Here is a 14,785-nt window from a genome sequence, read left to right as displayed (position 1 = left end):
CAAATGGCTAAAAAACATGTACAGAACCGTCCCAGGCTTAGGATTGCAGCTATCCTGTGTATCCTGCTGGGACTGTTCATCGGATTTGAGATAAAGAAAGTCCACATCGGACTTTTAATTGGTATTGGCCTGGGATTGCTGACTGGAAGCATGTGGACCAAAAGCTCAGATGATTAATTCAACATTTCAAAATTTTCAAATGTTCAAAGGTCCGGAAGAAGAGAAACCACCACTGTTCCCCACCTGGGGTTACTGGTATGTACTGGTGATCGCCTGGTTGGTGTTGCTGATCGTGCTCTTCTATCTTTTCACCAAAACGTATTCATGAGTTTATTAGACTGGGTGGTACTGATCTCCACCCTTGCCATCATTATATTATACGGCATATGGAAAAGCCGGGGCGAGCAGAATATGGAAAGCTACTTCCTCGGTAATCAATCCATGCCCTGGTATATCGTGCTGTTGTCTATCATCGGTACGCAGGCCAGTGCCATTACTTTCATCTCTGCCCCTGGTCAGGCGTATACAGACGGGATGCGCTTTGTACAATATTACTTTGGCCTGCCGCTGGCGATGGTGGTATTGTGTATCACCTTCGTACCTATTTTCCATAAGCTCAAAGTATACACCGCCTACGAGTTCCTGGAAAAACGTTTCGATCTTAAAACCAGAACGCTGACGGCTTCGCTGTTTCTGATACAGCGGGGACTTTCCACCGGTATCAGCATCTGCGCACCGTCTATTATCCTTTCGTCGTTGCTGGGCTGGAACCTGTACTGGACCAATATGATCATGGGCGGGTTGTTGATTATTTACACTGTTGCCGGTGGTACGCGTGCAGTAGCCTATACACAAACCATGCAGCTGGTGATTATCTTTGGGGGCATGTTCCTGGCCGGATGGATGGTGGTGCACCTGTTACCCACTGATATTGGCTTCAAACAAGCGTTGCAGGTGTCCGGTAAAATGGATAAGCTGAACGTGATCGTTACCAAATTCGACTGGAAGGACAAGTATAATATCTGGAGCGGGCTGATAGGCGGCTTTTTCCTGGCGCTATCCTATTTTGGGACCGACCAGTCACAGGTAGGGCGTTACCTCACCGCTAAATCCGTCAAGGAAAGCCGTATGGGCCTGCTGATGAACGGTCTCGTAAAGGTACCCATGCAGTTCCTGATCCTGCTGATTGGCGCTATGGTATTTGTGTTTTACCTGTATTTCCGCGCACCGATCTTTTTTAACGAAGCCCAGTTGGCCAGGGTGCGAAACACCGCACAGGGGCCGGCACTGGAGCAGCTGGAACAACAATACGGACAACTCACCACCCAAAAGCAACAACAGGTAAAACAACTGGCGGCAGCGCTGGAACAGGATGATGCCGCGGCTGCGGCAATAGCGAAGAAAGTACTGCAACAAACCGATGAACAGGCCCTGGCGGTAAGAACAGCAGCCTTGTCGCTCATGAAAAAAGCCGATCCTGCAGCTGATACCAATGATACGAATTACATCTTCCTGCATTTTGTGGTGAATAATCTCCCTAAAGGCCTGGTGGGCTTGCTCATCGCTATTATCTTCCTGGCCGCCTGGGGAAGTATTGCGGCGGCGTTGAATTCCCTGGCATCTACCACGGTGATCGATATCTATCAGCGATTGTATAACGGTAACGCTACTCCGGAGCACTATCTGCGGGTGTCCAAATTATGGTCGCTCATATGGGGTGTGTTCTGTATTGTGGTAGCACAGTTTGCCAGTGGATTGGGAAGTTTAATTGAAGTGGTGAATATATTAGGCTCCTGGTTCTACGGGGTTACCCTGGGTATTTTTATGGTGGCCTTTTACCTGAAGCGGGTAGGCGGAACAGCCACTTTCTGGGCGGCCATTGCGGCGGAAGCAGTGGTGTTGGTAATGTATGGAATGGAGAAGGTATCCTTCCTGTGGCTCAATGCCATCGGATGTGTACTGGTGGTCGTCTTTGCACTGATGATAGAACCCTTTGTCAAACAACGCAATTTAAAAATTTGATTATTTTGATATTTTTTTATTGAAAATGCAGCGGATATAAGATGTGTTCTTCGCTGCATTTTCAATAAAAAAATATCAAAATAATCAAATAGAAAAATTATTTCAAAGTGGCCAGCAGTTTGTTGTTCAGCGCTACATAATCATCGTTCTTAGCGGCTTTGGCGAGTTCGATAGATTTCAGTGCAGCTTCTTTAGCACCTTTTACATCTTTTGCTTTCGCATAGATTTTTGCTTTCTGATGCCATACCCAGAAGGCCTCAGGGCTTTGAGCCGCTGCCAGGTCTATCCATGTTTTAGCTTTGTTGATGTCGAGGTTGTGTTCCAGGTAATAAACGGCTGACTGGAAGTAAGGCTTTTTATCGCCGGGAGCCTGCATCGCAGCATCAATCTGGCTCAGTACTTTAGGCTCGATATCAGCAGTAATGGCAACGGGAACTTTTACTTTGTCCCAGCTGATCACCAGGTTCATGGAAGATTCTTTCACATCGTCAAATGCGATGGTGAAGCTTTCTTGTGCAGCAGACAAGGCTACTGGTTTCACCTGTACACGGGCCACATCGTTTGCCTCTTTGTAGAGAGAAGGGCTGTTTACATCCAGGCTGCTGGTTAGAATCACCGTCCATTGCTGTGCACCGGGGATGGTCAGCAGACCGTATTTACCGGCTTTTACCGGTTTGCCGCCGAAGTTCACATCTTCTCCGAAAGTAATAACGGTAGGGGAGTTGGCGCCTGTTCTCCATACTTTGTTGTAGGGAACGATGTCACCCATGATCACCCTGCCTTTTTTTACCGGGCGGGAGTAGTTCAGCTCCACGCTGGAGAGGGCAAAGTCTTGTTTAACAGTCTGGCCAGGGCTGGGAGCTGGCATCTTGATTCCTTGTGCTACAGTAGTACCGGCATATAATAACAGCATAGCTGCGGTGGATGCCGTCAGGTTTCTGACAGTTTTCATATATAGAGTATAATTGGTGGCAAATTATTCAATCATGCCGTTACGGAAGGCATATAACACCAGGCCTACGCTGTTCTTCACATTCAGCTTCTCCAGCAGCTTCTGACGGATTCCTTCCACCGTGCGGGGGCTCAAAAATATCTGTTCAGATATTTCCTGTGTGGTGAGCTCCTGGCAAATCAGTTTCAATACTTCCTGTTCGCGGTCATTGAGCTGGACTTCATTCTTAAGGGTAGGCTTGAATTGTTGTTTATTCTTGTGTAGAACTTTCTTTAATAAGGCCAGGTTTACGTTTTCATTAAAATAGAAGCCTTTCTCATAGGTCGTGCAAATGGCTTCATAGATTTCTTCCGGATCAGCGTTTTTCAGCAAATAGGCATTGGCGCCATTTTCCACCAGGTGTACAATGAAGTTGTCATCTTCATACATGGTGAGAATGATCACCTTCACATCGGGATATTTCTCCTTTACCTTGATGGTGGCCTCTATGCCGTCCATGTTGGGCATCTTCAGATCCATCAGGATCACATCCGGTTGATGTTGTTCCATGTGCTGTAACAGGTGCAGCCCATCGTCTGCTTCAAATACAAAACGAATGTTGTCATACGGTACCAGCGTGTTGATCACCCCACTGCGGAAGATCTTGTGATCATCTGCAATGGCCACCTTAATGTGTGCCATAGTGAGCAGTTTATAGAGAAATAAATTATTTTTTTGTTAATAAATTACTGTAAGTCATGTTGTTACATATGGGTACAACAAAACCGGATGGCAATTTAGTAATAAAACAACATATCCATTCACTATTCTGTACCTAGGCTTGATAATTTTCCACGGTGATGGTAGCGAGGGTACCATTCGGTTGACCCGGGGCGAAGTTAATCTTTCCGCCGATTATATTAAGACGGCTCTCAATGTTTTTAAGGCCAAGGCTCCCTGTTTTCTTTTTGTTGGCATCCAGGGATGGCAGCAGTTGCCCGTTTCCATTGTCCGTTACCGTAATGGTCAGCAGGGAAGGGGTAGTTTGGTAGGCAATGGTAACCTCCGTTGCTGCGGCATGTTTCAGAATATTGTTGATCAGTTCCTGTACAACACGGTATATGTTGAGCGCCTTTTCCTTGTCTACCGGTGGAGGGTTATCGGTTACCTTAAATTGGATCTTCACCGCCTTGTTTTTATTCATCAGGCTACAGAAGGAATCCAGTGCATGGGCGAGCCCAAGGTTTTCCAATGCCTGGGGGTGCAGGCTTTGAGAGATGAACCGGAGTTGTTGTATAATAAGATCAGTAAAGTCTTTCGTTTCTTTGAGTCTTTCCGCTTCGCCGTTGCCGGTTTTGAGCAATGGCATTAATCCGCCGATGCTGAGTTTAAGCACGGACAGCTGCGCACCCACTTCATCATGCAGGTCTTCCGCGATCCTTTTGCGTTCCTGTTCCTGGCCCTGTAATACGGCTACCAGTCGTTCCCGTTGTAGTTGCAGATCTTTATCCCTGATCAGCAGTTTATGTTGTATAACCTGTTTTTGCTGAAACATCACGAGCAAAATCACGATCACTCCGAGGATTAACATTACTGTAGTACCAATTACAATAATATCAATTGTCTGCATACCCTAACCTTTTAGTTTTTGTGAGGCCAATATACAGCAGAATCATGGTAATTATCGCAACAATGTAATTGACACTGATAAGCGTGAGCACCATGTCCCGTTGTAATACCACTTCTTCAATCTGTGTTTGAATGAGATTGTAGCTAATGGAAAAGAGAAAAGAGCTGCAAAAATAGATGAAGATACCTGAGTTGTACCAGAATACGGATAGCGTGTTGATGTAAATGGCATTTTCCAGTAGGTCCTTGTCGGTTAATAACTGTAGGAAGAAGATAACACCATAAGCGATAATGATACCGGATTTCAGACCGGCACTGATAGAGTTGTAGGATGCAAAACCTTCAAATTTCAGGAAGTCGGCGATACAAAGGCCTAATACCAGAATGGGTAGGTAAGTAATGACTATTCTGACCGTGGGGTGTTTGATAATGGACCAATAAAAGCAGGACAGCAGGAGAAACTGTACGAAGTTCATCAGACTGAACAGCCACATATTGTTGATATGCAGATTAGCCAATATAGACGTAGAGATGGCAAAGAAGAGACTACTGATAATATAGTAGCACATCCATCTGCCGGGAGCGTCCAGCGTTTTAAACTTTAACAGGAAGGGGATCAAAATAATAATTTCGATCCCCATCATTGCGTAAAATGTTCCAAGGAATATATTCAGCGTCACGATGTTCCTTTATTGAGTGGGTGGTTTAGTGCCTCCGCCGGAGCAAAAGTTAGGACAAGGAAGGCCCTGATCGAGGATCAACGCAGCACTCATACTTTTGGCAACAGAACCGGTAGCCGGATCGCTCGCAGGCGGAAGAATGTCATTACCTTCACTGTCTACCGCTACCAATACCATTTTCTTTTCTTTGATACCATCCCCATCGGTATCGATTTTCAAACCATAATAAATTCTCAACGCAGTGCAGTCTGGCTGACTAAGCAGTTCCAGCACTTTATCTTTACCGAAACACATGGCTTTAACATGCGTGCCCATAGATTTCTGCTGGGCATGCTCGTCGTCATGGTTCTTACATAATAACTCCATTTCCTCTCTGGAAATGAAGCCCCCTGCGTCAGCAGGAATTGGTCTTTTTGTAGAATCGCTCATAGTTGTGGGTAGTTTAAGGTTTTGGGGTAAAATTATTACAATAATACACGTTTGCAAGAAGGATTGTAAGCCGGTACTTTTCAGTGATTAACGGGGTGGAATTCGTAAATGCAGTATGATAGCGGTTTTTCGCAGAAATGAGCAGAACAGGGACCACTGAAATAACGTAACACCCACTCAAAAATGCGTATTTATACGCATTCCTTTTTTTCAGGTTTACAACGCTTGACTGGCAGCCTGATGTTAGCAATCTTTGTAACTGCAACCAGATCGAACTATAGCTAATATACCTTGGATCCAGTCAGCATTATAGGCCTTTCTACCATGTTTGTTTTTAAGTTTAGTATGCAGAGGGTCATTAACCCCTTTAAAATTAAAAACAATGAGCTATCTGTTAATTGGAAACATCTCCGCGCTTATCTGTGATGATTGTATTGAGCCACTCGTGAATGCCCGGATACGTGTTTACCTGCCCGACAACCGCTACCCGGTTGTCAGTCACAAAGGGATCTTCAGTGATCTGCAACCATTGTCAGCTAAAGATGTACTGATGAAAGCAGACCGGCTCCTGGCCGAAACAACCCTGGATGAACAGGGTAATTTTACGCTCTCCTGGCAGCAGATACATCTTTTCACCGAACCCCTGGAACTGGACTTATGCCTGGATTCATTGCCTGGCAGAACCGGTATCCGCCAACCCCGGAATTTCCATCTTTGTAAAGCGGTGCTGCACTGGAAACGTAGTGTCAACGGTTACATTGGTGCCTATGCCTACGTAGTGCCATCCAACCACTGGAACGCCATCTGCGGCGATGCGGGGGCATGGGTCATCACCGGCACGGTGAAACAACGCCGCGATAACGGATATCCCCAGCCAACGCTTCGGGTGGAGGCCTACAACGCTATCACCGGTAAGCTGGTCGGCTCCGCCTTTACGAATGAATATGGCCGCTATACGCTCCGCTTTTCCCGCAAAGACCTGTACCATGGCTCTTTACAGCCGGTTAGACAGGGACGCATCCATATGGGGCCGGATGTTTATTTCCGGATTTATCAAAACGACCGCCTCGTATTGGAAGAAAATGAAACACATGCCAACGCGCCGGAAAGACAGGACCTCGCGCCCTGCAGCTGCCATCATCTGTTATACCGCCCCTCTGTTATGAAATGGGCCTCCGGCCACATCCAGGGGTGGATCAACGATGTAAAGGCCCTCTCCGGTAAAAGCAAAAAGAAAAAAGAACTGTATTTAAGCAGCGCCCTGTTTTAACCCCCCTCAAAAGATTTTGTTTGACCCCTTTTTTTATCGTGTACCAGCCGCCTTCGGGCGGCTGTTTGTTTTAAAACCGCGGATGAAAACGCGATAGGGTGTCACGGAGGAATTCCCTGTCCAGGTGTGTGTATATTTCTGTAGTGGTAATACTTTCATGACCCAGCATCTGCTGCACGGCGCGCAGGTCTGCGCCGCCCTCCACCAGGTGGGTGGCAAACGAATGCCGGAAAGTATGCGGTGACACATTTTTATGGATACCGGCCAGTTTGGTGAGCTCCTTGATCACCAGAAAAATCATCACACGGCTAAGTGCGCCGCCACGGCGGTTAAGGAACAGAGTATCTTCTTCGCCGTATTTAACGGGCAGGTGTACCCGTATATTACGCCGGTATACATCAATATGCTGCATGGCATCCCGCCCGATGGGTACCAGCCTTTCTTTATTGCCTTTACCCACCACCCGGATAAAACCTACATCCATATGCAGCTGGGTAATCTGAAGATTGATCACTTCGCTGACACGCAGGCCGCAGCTATACATGGTTTCCAGGATGGCTTTGTTACGGTGCCCTTCGGGCGTGCTCAGATCTACCTGGGCAATGATCTTTTCTATTTCTTCAAAAGTCAGCACGTCAGGCAGTTTGCGCTCCAGCTTAGGCGCTTCCAGCAACTGCGACGGATCTTCCTTCGTCATGTCTTCCATGAGGAGGAACTTATAAAAGGCTTTGATACCGGAGATCGTCCGGGCCTGTGAAGAGGGTGTCATACCCAGTTTAGCCAGCCATTGTACACAGCCCTGGAGGTCAGCCAGGGTGACGTCCTGCGGGCGCAGTTTTTCTCCGCCATGCGCCTGGAGGTACTGCTCCACTTTTTCTACATCGCGCAGGTAGGCTTCTATCGAATTGTCCGACAGAGAACGCTCCAGCTTCATATATCCTTTAAATAGTTTACGGAATGATTCCCACATAATTGAAGGCAAGTTAAAAGTTTTAGCCTATTTTTAGCTAAACCGATCTTTATTATGTCTGCCCCCACGTATAGAAAAATCACTAAACTCCTTGTGGCCAACCGCGGCGAAATTGCCGTACGGGTATTAAGAGCTGCCGCGGAACTGCGTATTCGCACCATCGCGGTGTTTACGTATGAGGACCGTTATTCACTGCATCGTTATAAGGCGGATGAAGCCTACCAGATTGGCCGTGACGATGAACCGCTGAAACCTTATCTCGATATTGAAGGGATTATCAACCTGGCAAAAACGCAGCAGGTAGACGCAATTCATCCGGGTTACGGATTTCTTAGCGAAAATGTTCAGTTTGCCCGCCGCTGCCGGGAAGAAGGTATCATTTTCGTAGGGCCGTCACCGGAGATCATGGCGCAGTTGGGTGATAAAGTCGCTGCCAAAGTCATTGCCCGCGAAGCGGAGGTTCCGCTTATTGCAGACAGCCAGGTACCGCTGACAGATGTCGGCATCGTGCAGCAGGAAGCACGGCGTATAGGCTTCCCGGTGATGCTCAAAGCCGCTTCCGGCGGTGGAGGCCGGGGTATGCGCATGGTCGCTGAAGAATCAGCCCTGGAAAGGGCTTTCCTGGAAGCGCGCAGTGAGGCTGGCAAGGCCTTCGGAGACGATACCATCTTCATCGAAAAATTTATCGAAGACCCTAAACATATTGAGGTCCAGCTGATGGGCGATCAGCACGGCAACATCGTACACTTATATGAACGCGACTGCTCCGTACAAAGACGATTCCAGAAGGTGGTGGAGATAGCGCCCTCACCTAATTTGCCGCAACATACCCGCGACAAGCTGTATGAATACTCCCTGCGCCTGGCGCATAAAGTAGGGTTCAACAACGTAGGTACCGTAGAGTTCCTGGTGGACAAGGCCCATCATATTTATTTTATAGAAGTAAATCCGCGTATCCAGGTAGAGCATACCGTTACGGAAGAAGTAACCGGTATTGACATTGTGCGTTCGCAGATATTGATTGCAGAAGGGCACCGCCTGTCGGACCCGGAGATATTCCTCAAAGGGCAAAGTGATGTACGGCTCAATGGTTTTGCGATTCAATGCCGTATTACCACGGAAGACCCGGAGAACAACTTCAAACCCGACTATGGCACCGTGATCGCCTACCGTAATGCCGGCGGTTTCGGGATACGCCTGGATGAAGGCAGTACTTATTCCGGGGTAAAGATCTCACCCTTCTTCGATTCCATGCTGGTAAAAGTGACGGCCTGGGGGCGCACGCTGTCCGGTGCTTCCAGCCGGTTACACCGTACCCTGCGGGAATTTCGCATCCGTGGGGTGAAAACCAATATCCGCTTCCTGGAGAATGTGATTACCAACGACGTTTTCCGCAAAGGGAACTGCACCGTTGCTTTTATCGACCAGCACCCCGAGTTGTTTAAACTATCCCAGATAAGGGACCGGGGTACCAAAACACTGATGTACCTGGCAGATGTGACGGTCAACGGCCACCCGGATGTAAAAGGTAAAGCGGAAAACAAGGTGTTCCGTACGCCGGAGATACCGGCCTATGAGCCCCTGCAACAATATCCTGCCGGTATGAAAGACCGGTTGCAGGAAATGGGGCGGACGGATTTTGCCCGCTGGCTGCGGACAGAAACGCCGGTCTATTATACCGATACCACTTTCCGCGATGCGCATCAAAGTCTGCTGGCTACGCGGGTTCGTACCAAAGATATGCTGGCCGTGGCCGAAGGGTACGCCAAAAACAACCCCGAAATATTTTCCATGGAGGTGTGGGGTGGCGCCACCTTCGATGTGGCGATGCGCTTTTTGCACGAGTGTCCCTGGCGGCGGTTGCAACAACTGCGTAAAGCCATGCCGAACATGTTGTTGCAGATGTTGTTCCGGGGGGCTAACGCGGTCGGCTACTCGGCGTACCCTGAAAACCTGATTGCCGCTTTTATAGAAAAGGCTGCTGAAAACGGCATCGATATTTTCCGGGTTTTTGATTCACTCAATTGGGTAGAGGCGATGGCGCCCAGTATCCGGTTCATACGGGAACGTACCAACGCTATTGCCCAGGCAGCTATCAGTTATACCGGCGATGTGCTGCGGCCGGTTAATAATAAATACACCCTGCAATATTATACAGACCTGGCCCGACGCCTGGAGGATGCCGGCGCGCATATGCTGGCGGTAAAGGACATGGCCGGGCTGCTGAAGCCGGAAGCGGCATCGGTATTGATAGGAACGCTTCGCGATGCGGTACAGTTACCGATCGTACTGCATACGCATGATACAGCCGGCATACAGTCGGCCACCTACCTGAAGGCCATTGAAGCGGGCGTGAACGTGGTGGATACCGCCATCGCCTCGCTGAGCGGGCTGACGTCGCAACCTAACCTGAACTCGCTGGCGGCCATTATGGAGGGGCACCCCCGGGGCCGGAAGATGAACCTGGTCTCGCTGAACGAACATAGTAATTACTGGGAGGATGTACGGGAGTACTATTACCCCTTTGAGTCGGATATGAAGGCGGGCACGGCGCAGATATATGAGAATGAGATCCCTGGCGGACAGTATTCCAACCTGCGACAGCAGGCGGAGTCGCTCGGACTGGGGGATAAACTGGAACAGATCAAGCGGAACTATGCCGTGGTGAACCAGCTCTTTGGCGATATCGTAAAGGTAACACCCAGTTCCAAAGTAGTGGGCGATATGGCTTTGTTTATGACCAGCAATCAGTTAACGGCAGAAGATGTGCTGGACGAATCGCGTAACCTGGCTTTCCCGGCTTCTGTCAAAGGTTTTTTCCGGGGAGAGCTGGGCGTGCCCTATGGCGGGTTCCCGCCTGTGTTACAACGGATCGTGCTGAAAGGGGAAAAGCCGTTGGAAGGAAATCCCAATGCGCAATTGCCCCCGGTAGATTTTGAAGCCGACCTGGCCGTGTTCCAGGCGAAGTACCCGCATGCGGAGTTCCTGGACTACCTGAGTTACCAGATGTTCCCCAAGGTATTTGACGAGTACTACCAGCATGCGATGATATTTGGTAATGTGGAAGCTATTCCTACGCCCGCGTTTTTCTACGGGTTAAAGCAGGGGGAAGAGATCCTGATCACCCTGAGCAAGGGCAAGACCATTATCGTGAAGTTGTTGTACATATTACCAGCCGATGAGCATGGAATACGTACGGTGGTATTTGAGCTCAATGGGTATACGCGTCGGGTGCAGGTAAGGGACCATGCGGTGAAAAGTATGGTGATCATGAACCGCAAGGTTACCGATCCGGCGGTGGAGATTGGAGCGCCTTTACCGGGCCGGTTGTCCCGTGTATTGGTGAGTACCGGGATGACGGTTACGCCTAACACGCCCTTGTTTATTATCGAGGCTATGAAGATGGAAACCACGGTAACGGCTACCCGAAACGGTAAGGTGAAAAAGGTGGAATTAGGGGAGGGAAGTATGGTACAACAGGACGATTTGGTGGTGGAAATGGAAAAATAGGCTTTTGTTGAATAGGATGCTTGAAGCAGATGATGATATTGTATTGTAAACCAGTTTTTTAGATGGATGTATTTTTCGGTATGAAAAACTGCTTTTCGGGGGAAGATACCTGCCTTTTGCACCTTGAAAATCAACCTGATTTCCTCTTTTGTCGGATAAATATTGTCAAATGTCTGATTATTAAATCAATTACTTTAGATAATTATTGTTAAATTGTTTAAAATCAATCAATTGGAATTAAATAAACATCAAAATGTATAGATAAAAAAATAACCTGGCAAAGCCAGGTTATTTTTATCTTCCGATGAAAGGAGATTAGAATTTTTCGAGGCCGCTGAAGAAGAAATCTCCTTCGATAGCAGCGTTCTCATCAGAGTCAGAACCGTGAACGGCGTTACGGCCGATAGACTCAGCGTATTTTTTACGGATAGTACCTTCTTCTGCGTTAGCAGGGTTGGTAGCACCGATCAGTTTACGGAAATCTTCTACTGCATTTTCTTTTTCCAGGATAGCTGCTACAATATGACCGCTGCTCATGAATTCTACCAGTTCGCCGTAGAAAGGTCTTTCTTTATGCACTGCATAAAACTCACCCGCCTTAGCTGCTGACAGTTGTGTCATTTTCATGGCTACGATGCGGAAACCTGCGGCATTGATCATGTTCAGAATGCCACCAATATGCCCGTTTGCTACCGCATCAGGCTTGATCATTGTAAATGTTCTGTTGCTCATATATGTTTTGTTCCGAATTACAGATTAGGCCGCAAAAGTAATTACATTTTCTTTAGTGGTAAAAAATTTTGAAATTCTGGCCCAAATAAAGATCTTCGCACTTCGTTTTCTGCTACAATCTATTGGTTGTGACCAGAAATTTGTTTTAACATTACAGTTTTTTAATGAAGCCGATCGAGGAAATTAAACCTTTACTGGACACGCCTAAGAAAGTGGTCATTACGATGCATCAGAAACCCGATGCAGATGCGATGGGATCTTCACTGGCATTATACCACTATCTGACGCAGAAAGGACACCAGGTAACGGTCATTTCTCCCACTAATTTCCCGGACTTTTTAAAGTGGATGCCAGGAGCGGAGGGTGTGATTGATTATGAATCTTCTACAGACAAGGCGATGGAAGCCCTGAAAGGTATTGAATTACTTTTCTGCCTGGACTTCAACGCGTTGTACCGTACCAAGAACCTGGCGCCTCACCTGGAGGCCCTGGATTGTACCAAAATTTTGATTGACCATCACCTGGAACCGCAGCCGGACTTTGACTATGGCGTAAGCGATACGTCGGCCAGCTCCACGGCTCAACTGGTGTATGAAACGATCTATAAACTGGGTGATGAAAAGCTCATCAACCTGGACATTGCCCAATGTATTTATGCCGGCACGGTAACAGACACCGGCTCTTTCCGTTTTGCATCCACTACCGCCCGGGTACACCGGATGGTAGCTGACCTGATGGACAGAGGCCTGCGGCATGAAATCATCCACCAGGAGATCTACGACAATTTCCTGGAGAACCGCCTGCGTTTCCTGGGACATAGCCTCCTGAACCGTATGGAAGTGTTCTATGAGTTCAATACGGCCATGCTCGCCATTCCCTATTCCGACCTGAAACGGTTTGATCTCCAAACCGGTGATACTGAAGGCCTGGTGAATTTCCTGCTGTCTATTCAGGGTATTAAAATGGCCGCACTGATCATTGACCGCAATTCCGAGGTGAAACTGTCGTTCCGTTCTAAAGGTAACTTTGACGTTAACACTTTTGCACGTAAATATTTCGATGGCGGAGGCCACTTCAACGCTTCCGGCGGCAGAAGTACAGACTCCCTGGAGAAAACGGTCAACCGCTTCATTAAAGCAGTGGAGGAAAATGAAACCCTTTTACAATAAAAGATAACTGTTACAAGTATCAACTACTAATACAATCAAATGAAAAGAAACAATCAGTTATTAGTTGCAGCGTTCGGCTTACTGATAGCCAGCTGCGGAACAGGTGTTAAGAAAACACCAGGCGGTATTGAATATATCGTTCACAAATCCGGCAGCGGAGCACAACTGAAGCTGGGAGATACCGCCCTGTTGAATGTGACACAGCGTATTAACGATTCTTTGCTGGGTGAATCCCGCAAGGTAATTGGTGCTGCTATTCCTGTTGCCATTTCCAAACCTCAGAACAAGTACGATCTGATGGAAGGCCTGGCACTGCTGCACGAAGGCGATAGCGCTACCTTTGTAATTCCCTGGGATTCATTGCCTGCGCAGGAGCGTCCTCCTTTCGGTAAAAAAGGCGATAAGCTGAAAATCACTTTCGCGGTAGAAGGCAAATACTCTGCTGCTTCCCAAAAGGAGAAAGATGAGAAAGCTATCAAGGAATACATGGACAAAAACAAAATCAATGCTACCAAAAATGCTGAAGGCGTATACATCGCTATCCAGCAGGAAGGTACCGGCGAAGTTCCTAAAACCGGCGATACTGTCGTAGTTCACTACACTGGTAAACTCGCTTCCGGTAAAGTATTCGACTCCAGCCAGGATTCTACCCTGCGCCCGGGTATGCCTTTAGAGCCTATCAAATTCCCGATCGGTCAAGGCTTCGTTATCAAAGGATGGGACTCCGGTCTGGGTAGCCTGAAAAAAGGTACGAAAGCAACCCTGCTGATTCCTTCTACACTGGCTTACGGTTTACAGGGCAGCCCTCCGGCAATTCCTGCTAACTCTATCCTGATCTTTGATGTACAACTGGTAGACGTTAAACCTGGTACTGCAGCTCCTGCTCCGGCAGCGGCTCTTCCGGCTCCTAAAAAATAATCCTGCTCCGGCAGTGACTATATTAAAAAAGCCTCCCGCACCGGGAGGCTTTTTTTGTGGGATGATGGCATATCTTGTCCCCAGCCCTGGGTTTCCGGGCGAACGAACCATTTGTCTCCCATTTTATGGCAGGAACCTGCTCCGTATCTCCGGCGTCGGTATCATACACGCGTCCTTTTTACCAAACCAACGGTAACGGTTACGCGCAATCAGGTTATAAATACTGTCGCGTATAAACCTGGGAAGAATAATCCCGGCATACAACAGTTTCCATGGGAAGGGAAGCTGCCGGGCTACCCGAAGGGCGGCCGTACTTTTCGTATACGCTTTCCCGTTCTGGATCAATATAAACGAGTTCAGTTCACCGGTATCTATTTGATGAGCAGCCCCCAAAGTGGTAGCAGCAGCGGATTGCAATGGCGCAAACCGGAAACGTTGCTGCCGGTCATGCCGGATCACAAAATTGATACCGGCATTGCAGAAGTTGCAAACGCCATCAAATAAAATGATGTCCATGTTTAAATC

15 protein-coding genes are annotated in these 14,785 nt (G+C 47.9%); 7 read left to right on the top strand and 8 right to left on the bottom strand.

Annotated features, from left to right (window positions below):
- The first annotated feature begins 3 nt into the window (after nt 1–3).
- From ICL07_RS23645 to ICL07_RS23640, 3 genes are read left to right on the top strand one after another with little or no spacing between them, the layout of a single operon-like run.
- A complete protein-coding gene (locus ICL07_RS23645; protein ID WP_188090511.1) occupies nt 4–177 on the top strand; it encodes a hypothetical protein in 174 nt (57 codons plus the stop codon).
- A 22-nt stretch (nt 178–199) separates the two neighbouring features.
- Entirely contained in the window at nt 200–328 is a 129-nt protein-coding gene (locus tag ICL07_RS32630; protein ID WP_281389679.1) for a hypothetical protein, read from the top strand.
- On the top strand, nt 325–2,022 hold the full coding sequence (locus ICL07_RS23640; protein ID WP_188090510.1) for a sodium:solute symporter family protein: 1,698 nt from the start codon (nt 325–327) through the stop codon (nt 2,020–2,022). The genes ICL07_RS32630 and ICL07_RS23640 overlap by 4 nt, the downstream gene beginning before the upstream one ends.
- 97 nt (nt 2,023–2,119) lie before the next feature.
- On the opposite strand, the gene ICL07_RS23635 is transcribed toward ICL07_RS23640, so the two are convergent.
- The 5 genes from ICL07_RS23635 to ICL07_RS23615 all read right to left on the bottom strand — a co-directional run bounded on the left by ICL07_RS23635 (nt 2,120) and on the right by ICL07_RS23615 (nt 5,691).
- Nucleotides 2,120–2,974, bottom strand: coding sequence for a DUF2911 domain-containing protein (locus ICL07_RS23635; RefSeq protein ID WP_188090509.1), 855 nt, complete (start codon nt 2,972–2,974; stop codon nt 2,120–2,122).
- A 24-nt stretch (nt 2,975–2,998) separates the two neighbouring features.
- Nucleotides 2,999–3,655 (bottom strand): response regulator transcription factor, encoded by a 657-nt coding sequence (locus tag ICL07_RS23630; RefSeq protein ID WP_188090508.1) that lies wholly within the window; start codon nt 3,653–3,655, stop codon nt 2,999–3,001.
- A 133-nt stretch (nt 3,656–3,788) separates the two neighbouring features.
- Nucleotides 3,789–4,583: a sensor histidine kinase gene (locus ICL07_RS23625; protein WP_188090507.1), complete on the bottom strand. Its 795-nt coding sequence runs from the start codon at nt 4,581–4,583 to the stop codon at nt 3,789–3,791.
- The gene (locus ICL07_RS23620) at nt 4,570–5,226 is read right to left on the bottom strand and encodes a hypothetical protein (protein ID WP_188090506.1); all 657 of its coding nucleotides are present in this window, start codon (nt 5,224–5,226) and stop codon (nt 4,570–4,572) included. The genes ICL07_RS23625 and ICL07_RS23620 overlap by 14 nt, the downstream gene beginning before the upstream one ends.
- Nucleotides 5,227–5,271: 45 nt before the next feature.
- Entirely contained in the window at nt 5,272–5,691 is a 420-nt protein-coding gene (locus ICL07_RS23615) for a hypothetical protein (protein WP_188090505.1), read from the bottom strand.
- A 382-nt stretch (nt 5,692–6,073) separates the two neighbouring features.
- Here ICL07_RS23615 and ICL07_RS23610 point away from each other — a divergent pair, with 382 nt between their 5' ends.
- Entirely contained in the window at nt 6,074–6,961 is an 888-nt protein-coding gene (locus tag ICL07_RS23610) for a hypothetical protein (RefSeq protein ID WP_188090504.1), read from the top strand.
- Between the two features lie 70 nt (nt 6,962–7,031).
- On the opposite strand, the gene xerD is transcribed toward ICL07_RS23610, so the two are convergent.
- Nucleotides 7,032–7,943 (bottom strand): site-specific tyrosine recombinase XerD, encoded by a 912-nt coding sequence (gene xerD / locus ICL07_RS23605; RefSeq protein ID WP_246485148.1) that lies wholly within the window; start codon nt 7,941–7,943, stop codon nt 7,032–7,034.
- Nucleotides 7,944–7,985: 42 nt separating this feature from the next.
- On the opposite strand from xerD, the gene ICL07_RS23600 reads away from it, so the two are divergent.
- Nucleotides 7,986–11,441, top strand: coding sequence for a pyruvate carboxylase (locus ICL07_RS23600; RefSeq protein WP_188090503.1), 3,456 nt, complete (start codon nt 7,986–7,988; stop codon nt 11,439–11,441).
- 315 nt (nt 11,442–11,756) lie between these two features.
- Here ICL07_RS23600 and ICL07_RS23595 read toward each other — a convergent pair whose 3' ends face one another.
- Entirely contained in the window at nt 11,757–12,173 is a 417-nt protein-coding gene (locus ICL07_RS23595) for a nucleoside-diphosphate kinase (protein ID WP_160711102.1), read from the bottom strand.
- Between the two features lie 164 nt (nt 12,174–12,337).
- Here ICL07_RS23595 and ICL07_RS23590 point away from each other — a divergent pair, with 164 nt between their 5' ends.
- Complete coding sequence (locus ICL07_RS23590; RefSeq protein WP_188090502.1) at nt 12,338–13,342, top strand: DHH family phosphoesterase; 1,005 nt, start codon at nt 12,338–12,340, stop codon at nt 13,340–13,342.
- 39 nt (nt 13,343–13,381) lie between these two features.
- A complete protein-coding gene (locus ICL07_RS23585; RefSeq protein WP_188090501.1) occupies nt 13,382–14,260 on the top strand; it encodes an FKBP-type peptidyl-prolyl cis-trans isomerase in 879 nt (292 codons plus the stop codon).
- A 123-nt stretch (nt 14,261–14,383) separates the two neighbouring features.
- Here ICL07_RS23585 and ICL07_RS23580 read toward each other — a convergent pair whose 3' ends face one another.
- Nucleotides 14,384–14,776: a thiol-disulfide oxidoreductase DCC family protein gene (locus ICL07_RS23580; RefSeq protein ID WP_188090500.1), complete on the bottom strand. Its 393-nt coding sequence runs from the start codon at nt 14,774–14,776 to the stop codon at nt 14,384–14,386.
- Between the last annotated feature and the right edge of the window lie 9 nt (nt 14,777–14,785).

The organism is Chitinophaga qingshengii (assembly GCF_014529935.1).
Classification (GTDB): Bacteria; Bacteroidota; Bacteroidia; order Chitinophagales; family Chitinophagaceae; genus Chitinophaga; species Chitinophaga qingshengii.
Note: the sequence above shows the minus strand (reverse complement) of the source record. Positions and strands in the feature narration are given on the sequence as shown.